This is a genomic window from Bacillus sp. FH (assembly GCF_052216825.1).
Lineage (GTDB): Bacteria > Bacillota > Bacilli > Bacillales > Bacillaceae_G > Bacillus_A > Bacillus_A paranthracis.
On the sequence record NZ_JBQOUU010000005.1, the window covers coordinates 5,001 to 17,664 of the forward strand.

The 12,664-nt window shown below is 35.7% G+C and carries 11 protein-coding genes and 1 pseudogene (1 of these 12 running past the window's edge); 4 read left to right on the forward strand and 8 right to left on the reverse strand.

Annotation, left to right across the window (positions count from 1 at the left end):
* A protein-coding gene (locus ACTT1L_RS14165) for an efflux RND transporter permease subunit (protein WP_442821971.1) crosses the window boundary here: on the forward strand, positions 1-2,223 show its 3' portion. The gene continues 822 nt to the left of window position 1, outside the view; 2,223 of the gene's 3,045 nt are visible here — the last part of the coding sequence; its start codon lies off the left edge, out of view; its stop codon occupies positions 2,221-2,223.
* Between the two features lie 43 nt (positions 2,224-2,266).
* Here the strand turns inward: ACTT1L_RS14165 and ACTT1L_RS14170 are convergent, their stop codons facing one another.
* The 4 genes and pseudogenes from ACTT1L_RS14170 to ACTT1L_RS14185 form a co-directional block, all read right to left on the reverse strand.
* Positions 2,267-2,791: an AAA family ATPase gene (locus tag ACTT1L_RS14170; protein ID WP_000465770.1), complete on the reverse strand. Its 525-nt coding sequence runs from the start codon at positions 2,789-2,791 to the stop codon at positions 2,267-2,269.
* Between the two features lie 185 nt (positions 2,792-2,976).
* On the reverse strand, positions 2,977-3,897 hold the full coding sequence (gene pstA, locus ACTT1L_RS14175; protein WP_000994142.1) for a phosphate ABC transporter permease PstA: 921 nt from the start codon (positions 3,895-3,897) through the stop codon (positions 2,977-2,979).
* A 2-nt stretch (positions 3,898-3,899) separates the two neighbouring features.
* Positions 3,900-4,790, reverse strand: a complete 891-nt coding sequence (gene pstC, locus ACTT1L_RS14180) for a phosphate ABC transporter permease subunit PstC (RefSeq protein WP_000676680.1) — start codon at positions 4,788-4,790, stop codon at positions 3,900-3,902.
* A gap of 70 nt (positions 4,791-4,860) precedes the next feature.
* Positions 4,861-5,761: pseudogene (locus ACTT1L_RS14185) on the reverse strand (phosphate ABC transporter substrate-binding protein PstS).
* Positions 5,762-6,273: 512 nt separating this feature from the next.
* Here ACTT1L_RS14185 and ACTT1L_RS14190 point away from each other — a divergent pair.
* Genes ACTT1L_RS14190 through ACTT1L_RS14200 form a run of 3 tightly spaced genes read left to right on the forward strand, consistent with a single transcriptional unit; the run spans position 6,274 to position 8,628 of the window.
* On the forward strand, positions 6,274-6,531 hold the full coding sequence (locus tag ACTT1L_RS14190) for a FeoA family protein (RefSeq protein ID WP_000252986.1): 258 nt from the start codon (positions 6,274-6,276) through the stop codon (positions 6,529-6,531).
* A complete protein-coding gene (locus ACTT1L_RS14195) occupies positions 6,528-7,250 on the forward strand; it encodes a FeoB small GTPase domain-containing protein (RefSeq protein ID WP_442821972.1) in 723 nt (240 codons plus the stop codon). The genes ACTT1L_RS14190 and ACTT1L_RS14195 overlap by 4 nt, the downstream gene beginning before the upstream one ends.
* Positions 7,228-8,628 (forward strand): nucleoside recognition domain-containing protein, encoded by a 1,401-nt coding sequence (locus ACTT1L_RS14200; RefSeq protein ID WP_000443598.1) that lies wholly within the window; start codon positions 7,228-7,230, stop codon positions 8,626-8,628. Before ACTT1L_RS14195 ends, ACTT1L_RS14200 begins: the two co-directional genes overlap by 23 nt.
* Before the next feature lie 61 nt (positions 8,629-8,689).
* Here ACTT1L_RS14200 and ACTT1L_RS14205 read toward each other — a convergent pair whose 3' ends face one another.
* Genes ACTT1L_RS14205 through gerLA form a run of 4 tightly spaced genes read right to left on the reverse strand, consistent with a single transcriptional unit; the run spans position 8,690 to position 12,592 of the window.
* Positions 8,690-8,827, reverse strand: a complete 138-nt coding sequence (locus ACTT1L_RS14205; RefSeq protein WP_071742034.1) for a hypothetical protein — start codon at positions 8,825-8,827, stop codon at positions 8,690-8,692.
* An 11-nt stretch (positions 8,828-8,838) separates the two neighbouring features.
* Complete coding sequence (locus ACTT1L_RS14210; RefSeq protein WP_000681624.1) at positions 8,839-10,005, reverse strand: Ger(x)C family spore germination protein; 1,167 nt, start codon at positions 10,003-10,005, stop codon at positions 8,839-8,841.
* Positions 9,989-11,113 (reverse strand): spore germination protein GerLB, encoded by a 1,125-nt coding sequence (gerLB, locus tag ACTT1L_RS14215; RefSeq protein ID WP_000802025.1) that lies wholly within the window; start codon positions 11,111-11,113, stop codon positions 9,989-9,991. The genes ACTT1L_RS14210 and gerLB overlap by 17 nt, the downstream gene beginning before the upstream one ends.
* Positions 11,114-12,592 (reverse strand): spore germination protein GerLA, encoded by a 1,479-nt coding sequence (gene gerLA / locus ACTT1L_RS14220; RefSeq protein WP_001996708.1) that lies wholly within the window; start codon positions 12,590-12,592, stop codon positions 11,114-11,116.
* Positions 12,593-12,664 lie beyond the last annotated feature (72 nt).

Genomic DNA, 12,664 nt, shown 5'->3' on the forward strand with positions numbered 1-12,664 from the left:
GGATTAATCATCATGAAAGAGCCAAGTAAAAACGCAGTTGCAATTGGAAAAGAAATCGATAAAAAAATTAAAGATATAAGTAAACAATATAAAGATCAGTTTTCTATTAAACTTTTAGCATCAACTCATGAACAAGTTGAAAATGCTGTTACTAGCATGGGAAAAGAAGTAATCCTTGGAGCAATTGCTGCAACTCTAATTATCTTAATCTTTTTACGCAATTTCCGAACGACACTCATCGCTGTTGTCAGTATTCCATTATCTATTTTATTAACACTCTTTTTACTACACCAATCTAACATCACACTTAACACTCTAACACTTGGTGGTTTAGCCGTTGCAGTTGGACGTCTCGTCGATGATAGCATCGTTGTCATTGAGAATATTTTCCGCCGGTTACAAAAGGAATCTTTCTCTAAAGATATTATTCTCGATGCAACGAAAGAGGTCGCCGTCGCAATTACTTCTTCCACCTTAACAACGGTTGCTGTTTTTCTACCTATCGGCCTCGTATCAGGAGTAATCGGAAAATTAATGTTACCTATGGTATTAGCGGTCGTATATTCTATACTATCGTCCTTAATCGTTGCACTAACAGTTGTTCCACTTATGGCTTTTTTACTACTCAAAAAAACAAAACACAAAAAGCCAAGTTCTTCACCACGATATACGGCTACATTAAAGTGGGCTCTTTCGCATAAATTCATTATTCTACTTACTTCTTTTTTATTATTCGCAGGATCGATTGCTGCATATGTATTACTACCGAAAGCGAATATAAAATCTGAAGACGACACAATGTTATCTATTAATATGACTTTCCCAGCTGATTACGCTCCTGAAACACAAAAACAAAAAGCCTTTGATTTCGAAAAGAAGCTACTTTCCAATTCAGATGTAACGGATGTTATTTTACGAATGGGATCTAGCGCAGAAGATGCACAATGGGGGCAAACGACGAAAAATAATCTTGCCAGTATATTTGTAGTCTTCAAGAAAGGCTCTGATATTGATCAATATATTAAAGAGTTAAAAAAAGAACATAACGCTTTTGAACCCGCTGAACTTGATTATATAAAAACGAGTTATTCAAGCTCTGGCGGCGGCAATAATTTGCAATTCAACGTAACAGCCACTAACGAAACGAATTTAAAAAAGGCTGCTACTATCGTCGAAACAAAACTAAAAGATATGGATGATCTTTCTAAAGTAAAAACGAATTTAGAAGACTCTAAGAAAGAATGGCAAATCCATGTTGATCAAACAAAGGCCGAACAACTAGGATTAACACCAGAATTAGCAGCTCAACAAGTAGCATTCCTTATGAAGAAATCACCTATTGGTGAAGTTTCAATCAATAACGAAAAAACTACTATTATGATAGAACATAAAAAAGAAAGCATTACGAAACAAGAAGACATTTTAAACACAAACATACTATCACCTATTAATGGACCAATTCCTTTAAAAGACATTGCAACTATTTCAGAAAAGCAACTTCAAACAGAAATCTTCCATAAAGATGGAAAAGAAACCATTCAAATTACCGCAGAAGCTTCAAATGAAGATTTAAGTAAGGTAAGCGCAGAAGTGAACAAAGCGATAGCCGACTTAGATTTACCTAGCGGAGCCAAAGTAAATATCGCAGGCGCCACTGAATCTATGCAAGAGAACTTCACAGATTTATTCAAGATTATGGGGATTGCAATCGGGATTGTATATTTAATTATGGTTATTACCTTTGGACAGGCGCGTGCTCCTTTTGCAATCTTGTTCTCCTTGCCATTAGCTGCTGTCGGCGGTATTTTAGGATTAATCATTTCAGGAACACCAGTTGATGTAAATTCCTTGATTGGCGCATTAATGTTAATCGGGATTGTCGTTACAAACGCTATCGTATTAATAGAAAGAGTACAACAAAACCGAGAACACGGTATGGAAACAAGAGAGGCCTTACTTGAAGCAGGTTCCACTAGATTACGCCCAATTATTATGACAGCTATTACAACAATCGTCGCTATGCTACCACTCCTATTTGGTCAATCACAAGCAGGAAGTATGGTATCGAAAAGCTTGGCAGTCGTTGTCATCGGCGGTTTAGCAGTCTCAACTGTCCTTACATTAGTAGTCGTTCCTGTAATGTATGAACTATTAGATAAAATCGGGAGAAAAAGACGCTCTCGTAGAAAAATAAATACTTCTACAGAAACACCTGATATTTAAACGAAAAAGCGTTATCTTCACGAATGAAGATAACGCTTTTTCTCTACCTACTCATATAATCCATCATTTTTTCTGCATACCGCTCTAGAGGTTCACTAGAATTCACAATAAGATATTCACTATTTAGAGGTCTTTTACTACCATTTAACCACTTTTTAAAAGCTACTTCCGACTCTACCTTTTCAATTTGACTGACCAGACGCTTACGTGTTTGTAGTCTCATATTAATCTCTTCCATATCATTCAGATAACACTCAATATATTTATATTTCACACCATGTTTATTAGACAGCTTAATTCCTTTTTCAACCATCCCTTTATATAGACATGGACTATCCAATATCACACTATGTCCTTGTTCTAAATATGAATCAATCAATGCCCATTCAGCATCATACGCAAGTCCACCAATAATCGTTGATTCAATACCTTTCACTTCTAGCGATCTTAACAATGCTGATTTCAAAACGTCATGATCTACAATTATAGCACCTGTTAACTCCCCTATATACTTAGAAACTGTAGATTTTCCCGATCCTGGAAAACCTGACATTTGCAGAAAAAACAAATTAAACCCACTCCCTCATTTTCATCTTTTTATCCCACTATTTGTGAGCAGTAAAACCCCACTGTTTAAAATTTCACTTTATCTATATAACGAATTACAAATTCAACAATCGCTATACCTTTTCCTTCTATATTAAAACGCAAAAAGAACTCCCTACTTATAAATAGAGAGTTCTTCTTTATAACTTATGCCGCTTTTACCTTCTTCGTCGTTTTACTTTTTCTTTTCGCTCCTGTAAAACGTTTGTGCAATATAGATGCTACTAAGCGTGAAATAACATTGAATAGCAATACCATAATAATTAATACAGCTGCAGACTTTGTCGCAATTAACTTCGCATCCGGAATAATTCCTTCAGAATTTAACTTCCAAATGTGAACCGCTAACGTTTCAGCTGGTCTAAATGGGTTTAAAGGATGAGCAGGACTTGAGAAGTCCGCTGCTGAATTTAAAATTGGAGATGTTAAACCCGCTGTATAAATTAATGCCGCCGCTTCACCAAATATACGACCTGCCGCTAAAATAACACCTGTAATAATTTGTGGTAGTGACGACGGAATAATAATACGAGTGATCGTTTGCCACTTTGTTGCACCTAATCCAAGACTCGCCTCTTTCACATTAGAAGGAACCTCTGAAATCGCATTTTCACAAACACGAGTTAAACCTGGCAAGTTTAAAATTGTTAAAGCAAGGGCACCACCCATTACTGTGTATCCCCATCCTGTCATTGTAACGAACACTAACAAACCGAATAAACCAACAACAATAGAAGGTAAAGATGCCATTGTCTCAATACATAAACGGACAAAGTTTAAAAAACGTCCTTGTTTTGCATACTCTGCTAAATATATTCCAGCGCCTAATCCGAGAGGAATAGATATAATAAGCGTTATAACAAGCATATAGAAAGAATTGAATAACTGCGGACCAATCCCACCACCAGCTCTTGTATTACTTGGTTCTCCAAACAAGAAATTAGGATCCCAAAAACCCCATCCCTTTTGTAAAATCTCAAACACTAAGAACACTAGTAAAGCTACAACTAAAGCCGCAACCGCATAAAAGATACCTGTCCAAACTTTATTTACCGTTCTTGCATTCATTATTATCGCTCACCTCTTTGCCCAATTGCTCGAATTACTAAAATAAACAGGAATGAAATAACAAGTAAAATCATTGCTAAAGTCCATAGCGCATTGTTCCAAGCAGTTCCGTTTAATGTATTTGTCATGTCCATTGTCAAAATACCAGTTAACGTTGCTGTCGGGCTATATATTCCTTCTGGTAATTTAACCGTATTCCCAATTACCATTTGAACCGCTAATGCTTCACCAAAAGCACGCGCTAAACCTAAAACAATACCTGTTAAAATCCCCTTTTTCGCAGCAGGAACAATCACTCGGCTAATCGCTTGCCATTTCGTTGATCCTAAACCATAAGAAGCTTCTAAATAATCAAATGGAACAGAGCGTATTGCATCAGAAGCGATACTAGCAATAGTAGGCAAAATCATTATACTTAATACAACAATACCTGCAATTAAACTAAAGCCCACTCCTCCAAACGAATCACGTAATAGCGGTACTAAAATTGTAACCCCTAATAATCCGTATACAACCGAAGGAATACCAACTAATAATTCTAAAACAGGCTTCAATACTTTATTTCCAAACTTCGGCGAAATTAAATTCATGAATATAGCAAGAGCTATAGCAATTGGCGCACTAATAATAACCGCACCTAACGAAACCACCGTTGAACCTACAATAAAAATTACAGCCCCGAAAGTTCCCTCATCAGCATTTGGACTCCATTTTGTCGATGTTAACATTTCAGTAAACGAGATACCACTTTGCGTAAATGATTGAATTCCTTTACCGCAAATAAATGCAATAATAGCTAATGTAACTAAAACAATAAAAATACCACAAAACGTAACAAGTGATCTTCCTATATATTCACTTTTCACGTAATTAATTTGTTTTTTCCCCTTCATCACAGGACAGACCCCACTTCATAAATTGAAATGAACAGGACTGGCCTTGCAGCCAGCCCCATAAATTTTATTACTTATTTAATTTAGACATTGGAATATAACCCATATCTTCTACTTGCTTTTCAAAATCTTTACCTTTTACATAGTCAATGTAAGCTTTTGTTGCTTCTTTTGCCTCACCTTTCGTTACCATGTACTCGTAAGACCAGAATGGATATTTACCAGACGCAATGTTTTCAACTTTTGGTTCAGCACCATCAATTTTCACTGTTTGTAGCGCACCTTTTTTCTCGCCAACCATGTAAGACATTGCTAAATAACTTACTGAACCTGGAGTAGAGTTAATCGCTTGTTCTACTGCACCGTTAGAATCTTGTGTAGTACCAGTTCCATCATTAATTTTCGCGTCTTTCATAATTGTTTTTTCAAATGTAGCACGTGTACCAGAAGAAGCTGGACGGTTAATTACGTTAATTTTTTCATCTTTCCCGCCTACCTCTTTCCAGTTTGTTACTTTTCCAGTGAAGATATCTTGTACTTGTTGTACTGTTAAATTATCAACTTTTACATCTTTATTTACGACAAGTGCGAATGCAATACCCGCTACCTTGTTATCTACTAATTCTTTCGCCTTATCAGCATCTTTTATTTTATCTGCAGATGGAACATCTGAGTTACCAATTTGGACCGCACCAGAAGCTACTTGGTTAATTCCAGTTCCACTACCGCCACCTTGCACTTGAATAGAAACGTTTGAATTTTTCTCCATAAATTTCTTTCCAGCTTTCCTCTGCAAGAGGTTGAAGTGCTGTAGATCCTGCAGCTGCTATCGTACCTGACAATTCTTGTTTTGCATTATCGCTTCCTTTAGCATCTTTACCTGACGTCTCTTCTGCTTTTCCACATCCCACTAATGAACCCGCTACCACTAAAGCTGCTAAAGAAAATTTAATACCCTTTTTCATGACCATGTCTTGTACCCCCATTTGGATTATCACTTTTCACATTTATCTACTTCTTTCGAACACAAATTCATTGTAGGACAATAATATTATGTGAGTGTTAAGCAATTTTTAATTTTAAGTAAATGACGATAATACCCCTTAAAAACTAGGAATCCCAACATTTATAGTTGAAGAACCCAACAAAATCCACACTAATTAGGCTGCAATGTAAATTTATTCTTAACAATGTAAATTCAATGTAAATATTTTTCACTCTTTTTTCCTTTTAGTTAAAGTTACATTTACAATTCCGTTGTATTTTGTTACTTTTACGCGCCTAATTTATGTACATTACACAGAATTTCAGTAATATTTTTTAGTACAACTAAATAAATTGGAACAATTCTAAAAATAAATGAATATTTTTAAAGTACCAATTGACAGCATCATCCAATGTAGTCTACTATATTACTAACAAAAAGTTTACCTAAGGAAACTTTTTAAACTTAAACTAACAATATAGAGATGAGGTAACTTTTATGGTATCGGCTAATAAAAAACCACTTTCCGAATTTAAGACTGGAGAGTTTGTACAAATTGAGAAGATACAATTAGAAGGAACTATGAAACGACGTTTATTAGATTTAGGATTTATCCCCGGCGCAACAATTAAAGTATTACAACGCAGCCCACTTGGAGATCCGGTCGCTTATCAAGTAAGCAACACAACTATCGCACTACGCAAGGAAGAAAGTTCCCTTATTTTCGGGGTATTAATAGGAGATGATTTCAGATGAGCAAATATCGCATTGCTTTAGCTGGCAACCCAAATACCGGGAAAAGTACATTATTTAATACTTTAACAGGTTTAAAACAACATACTGGAAACTGGACGGGAAAAACTGTTTTAAAAGCTGAAGGAGAATATGAACATAACGGTAGTAAATATACATTAATAGATTTACCTGGGACTTACTCACTATATTCAAATTCTGCGGATGAAGAAGTAGCAAGGGATTATATTATATTTGAAAAACCAGAAGTAACTGTAGTTGTTGTAGATGCAACAGCAATGGAAAGAAATTTAAATTTAGCACTTCAAGTGATGGAAATGACGAGTAACGTAGTCATTTGTATTAACTTAATTGATGAAGCTGAGAAAAAAGGCATCGTTATCGATGAAAAAAAATTAGCAAAATCACTTGGTGTACCTGTAGTTAAGATTTCCGCTCGTAACCGAGTAGGCATCGGTCATTTACTAAATGTCATTGCTAAAGTAGCAAATAAAAAGCTAATTCCAGCACCAATTAAAGTTACTTATAGTGAAAAAATTGAAAATATGATTCGAGAATTAGAACCACAAATTTATAAAGTATTCGGTGATACGTATCCAGCACGTTGGATTGCATTACGTATATTAGATGGAGATAAAAATTTCTTAACTGCACTTGAAAAACAGCATAACGAACCACTTGTAAGGGAGGTCGTAATCAATGGAATCTCACTCAGCCAGTAAAGCTCTTCCATTAGACTATATTATTCAACACGCTCAAACACTTTCAAAAGAAGATATACGAGATGATATTGTCGGAGATATTTATCGAACATCTGCAAGCATCTGTAAAGAATCTGTTCAATATACAAATACGGATAAATTATATCGTTCTGAAAAACTAGATAAAATTTTCACATCTCCAATATGGGGATTCCCAATTATGCTCGGTATTTTATCTATCATTTTTTATCTTACAATCGCTGGTGCTAACGTACCATCTGATATGATTGCTGAGTTTTTCGGATGGGCCGAAGGATATTTAACTTCTTGGTTCCAAGCAGCACACGCACCTGAATGGTTACATGGCATTTTAATACTTGGTTTATTCCGTGGTATCGGCGCTGTTATTAGCGTTATGTTACCACCTATGGCCATCTTTTTCCCTATGTTTGCACTATTAGAAAACTATGGATACTTACCACGCGTTGCGTTTAATATGGACCGCTTATTCAAACGCTCTGGTGCACACGGTAAACAATCTTTAACAATGGCAATGGGCTTTGGTTGTAACGCTGCAGCTATTATGTCAACACGTATTATTGAATCACCACGTGAACGTATGCTTGCAATCTTAACAAATAACTTCGTACCTTGTAACGGTCGCTGGCCTATGTTAATTTTAATGGCCTCATTATTTATGGCTGCTGGTTATACAGGTAGTATACAAACACTTGTTACTGCCGGCGTTGTAGTTGGAATGGTTGTAATTGGTATCGTTATGACATTAACTGTTTCTTGGGTACTATCAAAAACAGCTTTAAAAGGCGTTCCAACTCACTACACACTTGAGTTACCGCCGTACCGTAAGCCAAAGGTTTGGAATACAATTGTACGCGCAACACTCGATAAATCAGTTTATGTTTTAAAACGAGCTGTTGTTGTAGCTGCCCCTGCGGCTGCATTAACTTGGTTACTAGCTAATATTTTCATCGGTGACACAAGCTTACTTATGTATTTTGTAAATTTTCTAGATCCATTTGCTAAAATGTTAGGACTTGACGGCTTTATTCTAGCTGCGTTTATTCTTGGACTACCAGCGAATGAAATTGTTATCCCGATTTTATTAATGTCTTACTTATCAACCGGGGCTTTAACTGAAATAGATGATTTTAATCAAATTAAAAATTTATTCTTAGAAAATGGTTGGACTTGGTTAACAGCGTTAAACACAATGTTGTTCTCACTTCTTCATTTCCCATGTGGAACGACACTGGTTAACATATATAAAGAAACAAAAAGTGCAAAATGGACATTCTTATCATTTGCAATCCCTACCGTTATCGCCATCGTTGTGACATTCCTCTCTACACAATTGGTACATTGGTTAGGGCTTGTATAAAGCAAAGCATACATAGAAGGTATCCCCCTTCACATATGCTTTGCACGAAAGAAACCTGAAATCATTCAGGTTTCTTTTTTTGCACATCAGCATTCCAAGGCTGCGCTCCATACGTTGTGAGTTTCTTATGAATAAAGTATATAGCGCCTGGAAGAATCGCCATTAATATTGTGCAACTAATTCCTAATCCAGTAAACAACTTCCATCACCTTACTTTACTCTTTTTGGTAAAGCTGAACCCGTATGTTCAATTGTTGGATGAACATGAACAGTAACCTCAGCATCACTAAAGTAATTTTCACCTTGATCCCAATTCTTACTTATTTTTTTCCACTCTTTATAATTATGCCGCTTATACACTTCCCCTAATTCTAATACATCTACCTTATATTTTTTTTGAACAAGCTGAACGGATTTTCGGATGCGCGTCTCCATTTCCTTCGAAATATCCTTCTCTAAACGTTTTTCATTCAAGACCTTTTTATGATCACTAAAGTGTAACTCAGCTATTGTACCTTCCAAAAATAAGTGAATATTAAACTTTGGTTTTGTAACATTTGTTGTAGATACTTTAATTTTCCGACGCAACTTATGAATTTCATATGTAATAAGTTGATTCTTTTTGCGGATAGTAAAAAAACCTCCAATTTTTTTACCTACTATATAATTCATTCCTAATGTTTCTTCCCCATTCAAACTACCTACACACTTATTATCCTTCCCACGAAACAACGCTGCCCCGTTCATTTGTACACCTTGCTTTGTTAATTCAAGAATAGGTAATACGAAGCTTCGGCTCGCAATCATCTTTTCCTGAACCTCACCAATTCTTGCAGCCTCAATCATTTGGGCATTTTTCGGAGGATGTTCAGCTAACATATCAATATACTGTGCCGGTAAATTTTCAGGTTTTGCACTCTGTTTTAAAATAGATTCGGCATTCTTCTTCGAAACAAACAAACGAATATTTCTCCTCATTTCATGATCGCGAATATATACATCTAACGTATTTTGCAAAACATACGGATTCGCCAGTAATTCTTCCGAAAAAATAATCACTTGTATATGCGGAAAAAATAATGTTCGACTAATTTTTTTAGCAATAATTCGGATTTGCTCAAAGACACTATCTGCTTTCGCACTCACATTAATATAATTTTCACTATCTCCACCACCTTGTCCCCCTTGTTGCGCTAGCTTACTGGGAAGCACCATCTGATACGTCCCTTTCATAATCGGATTCGATTTCTTTTTTTTCACGATATCATAGGCTGCACCTACTACAAATCCTCTTTCTTCTATTTCTTCTAGCTCAGAACACCCACTGATAGATCCAACTAAAACCATAAGCATTATAATTTTAAGAAGGTGTTTCATTTCTACCATTCCTTCTTCTTATTTTATATACAATAAAAACTAACAAAGGTGCTAACACGACAAACCCCATATCTATCCAAGCTAAATAAGTTCCATAATTTGATAAAGCATTTAAACTACTAGGCATCATATTCACCATAAAAATAATCGGGGCACTTACAAAAATGAAAATATGTTTCTTCACTTTGGGAAACATAGCGCAAAATAATAATGATGCGACATCATAATACATGGCCGTAGTGTTATAAATAGTAATAATCCAAGTTGTAAAAAAAATTGCATCAAATCTTTCTAAAAACCCTCCACCAATTTCAATTTCTTTCCCTAATTCAATTGTTGGGTACGTCAATCCACGAGTTGTCATATACGTAAAAACACTAATACAAGTTACATAAATTAAAATGTACGACAACACATTTACCATTACCGCTTTCGCAACTGCCATTGGTGCTTTTTTTGCCGCCTTATCATTCAGCAACACAGCATAAAACAGAGCTACTTCAAATCCAATAAACGTAAAAATAGAATTTTTAACTCCAACAGCATATTGACTCACTTCCGTTTGAAAGGCTGGTAGTAAATTATTTATTTCCATTAAATTTATATTCAATAAAGAAAGAAGCACTATCGCAATTAAAACAATAGGTAAAAATAGAACATTTAACCTTAATAAAGCTGCTCTAGATCCTGCTATTCCATAAATAACAACTAATAAGAAGAAGAAAGACAGTAGTTGTATTGGTGTATCACTAAACAAATACGTTTGGGAAATAATTGAAATCATTCGCGATTCATATGCTGTCAACGCAGCAAACGTTAATACTAAAACGCTGCTAATCGTGTATGCAACAGGCTTTGTCAAATGCGCACTCGTATATTGAACAAAGTTTTGTTTCGGGAATAAAATAGCTACCCTCGTTACAAACCAACCTAAAACTGCACACACCAATCCACCCAAAAGCAAAATAATCCAACCGTCCGAAAATAAAGTTTGGTTAGCGATATCTCTTGGCATAGACAATGCTCCTATACCAATAATGGTCGAAGATACCGCAAACCCAATTTCCCGAGATCCAATCTCTTCATCGCCATACTCAAATGGTTTCAATTATTCTCGCTCCTTTGGACGTATTGTAGAATCCTTCGTTTGTAAATATTCCGGTCTCTCTTTCAACATTGATTTCGGCAAACGAATAAGCTCTTCTTTCCAATCTTTATAGAATGCGGGAGCAATTGGAGTTGTATACGGCACACCAACACTTGTTAAATTTGTAATATGAACAGCAAGCGCAATAAGAGCTAGAATGATTCCATACAACCCAAAAGCCGTTGCTGCTAATACAAAGACGAAAAGTAAAATTCGAAACGTAATTGTGATGCTATACACCGGAAGTGAAAATGTAGCAATAGCTGTAACCGCAATAATGATAACTAAAAATGGATTTACAATTCCTGCATTCACCGCTGCCTCTCCAATTACAAGACCACCTACAATCCCAATTGTTTGTCCCATCGGTTTCGGCAACCTAATTCCTGCTTCTCGTATTAACTCCATCGTTAATGCCATCATTAACGTTTCAATATAGGCAGGAAAAGGAACACCTTCTCTTGCTCCAGCAATCGAATAAGCCAATTTAGAAGGAATAAGTCCTTGGTGATACGAGACGAGCGCTACATACATCGCTGGCATTAAAATTGCAACTATACCAGAACCCATCCGCAAAATTCTTAATAAAGTCCCTATTACCCAACGCTCATAATGATCTTCCACAGATTGAAAAATATCAACAAACACTAGCGGAGCTATAAGGGCAAAGGGAGATCCATCCACCAAAATAGCTGCCTTTCCTTTCGTTAATGAGGCCACAATATTATCAGGCCTTTCCGTATTCAAAAACTGCGGAAACGGCGACAAATTATTATCTTGAATTAATTGCTCAATTGTACCCGTCTCAAAAACGACATCTGTCACTATGGATTGAAGACGCCGATCTAGCTCTTTTACAATGTAAGGATTAATAATGTCTTCTATATATACTAAAGTCACTTCTTTTTGGGATCTCTTTCCCATAATATAAGATTGAAATCTCAGCTTTGGGTCACGTAAACTACGGCGAATTAATACTTTATTCACGTTAATATCTTCATTTAATCCAATTCTCGGTCCACGTATTAAATCTTCTGTTACTGGCGGTTCTAAACTTCTTTTTTCCCAAGCCCTACTATTAATTACGATAGCGGTTTGAATATTATCAATTAATATAACTGTATCTCCCGCTAAAATCGCATTTATAATATCCGGCAACGTTGTCTTCTTACCAACTTCTGCAATAGAAATAAAGCGATCCAATAATGTTTGAACAACAGCTTCGTCTTTTTGTATTTCTTCATATTGAAGTGTACGAACTACATATTTATAAACATTATCCTTATCTGTTAACCCACATAAAAAGACAACAGCACAGCGTGTAAAACTACCGGCAAGGGCAACTTCCCTAATTGTTAAATCATTCGGCGAACCTAACTCATCTCTAATTTCTTTCATAACTTCAAATAAGTTACCTTTTAGCTCTAACAAGTCCCCCACCTAACTTCCTTTTCAACAAGTTTTTAGTTAGATTCCGCTAATAGAAGAAAATATATACAAAAAAAGAGCTAT

Bases quoted from the DNA above. Each gene is read 5' to 3' on its own strand.
- pstA (WP_000994142.1), bottom strand. From the start codon at position 3,897: ATGAATGCAAGAACGGTAAATAAAGTTTGGACAGGTATCTTTTATGCG.
- pstC (WP_000676680.1), bottom strand. From the start codon at position 4,790: ATGAAGGGGAAAAAACAAATTAATTACGTGAAAAGTGAATATATAGGA.
- ACTT1L_RS14190 (WP_000252986.1), top strand. From the start codon at position 6,274: ATGGTATCGGCTAATAAAAAACCACTTTCCGAATTTAAGACTGGAGAG.
- ACTT1L_RS14195 (WP_442821972.1), top strand. From the start codon at position 6,528: ATGAGCAAATATCGCATTGCTTTAGCTGGCAACCCAAATACCGGGAAA.
- ACTT1L_RS14200 (WP_000443598.1), top strand. From the start codon at position 7,228: ATGGAATCTCACTCAGCCAGTAAAGCTCTTCCATTAGACTATATTATT.
- ACTT1L_RS14210 (WP_000681624.1), bottom strand. From the start codon at position 10,005: ATGAAACACCTTCTTAAAATTATAATGCTTATGGTTTTAGTTGGATCT.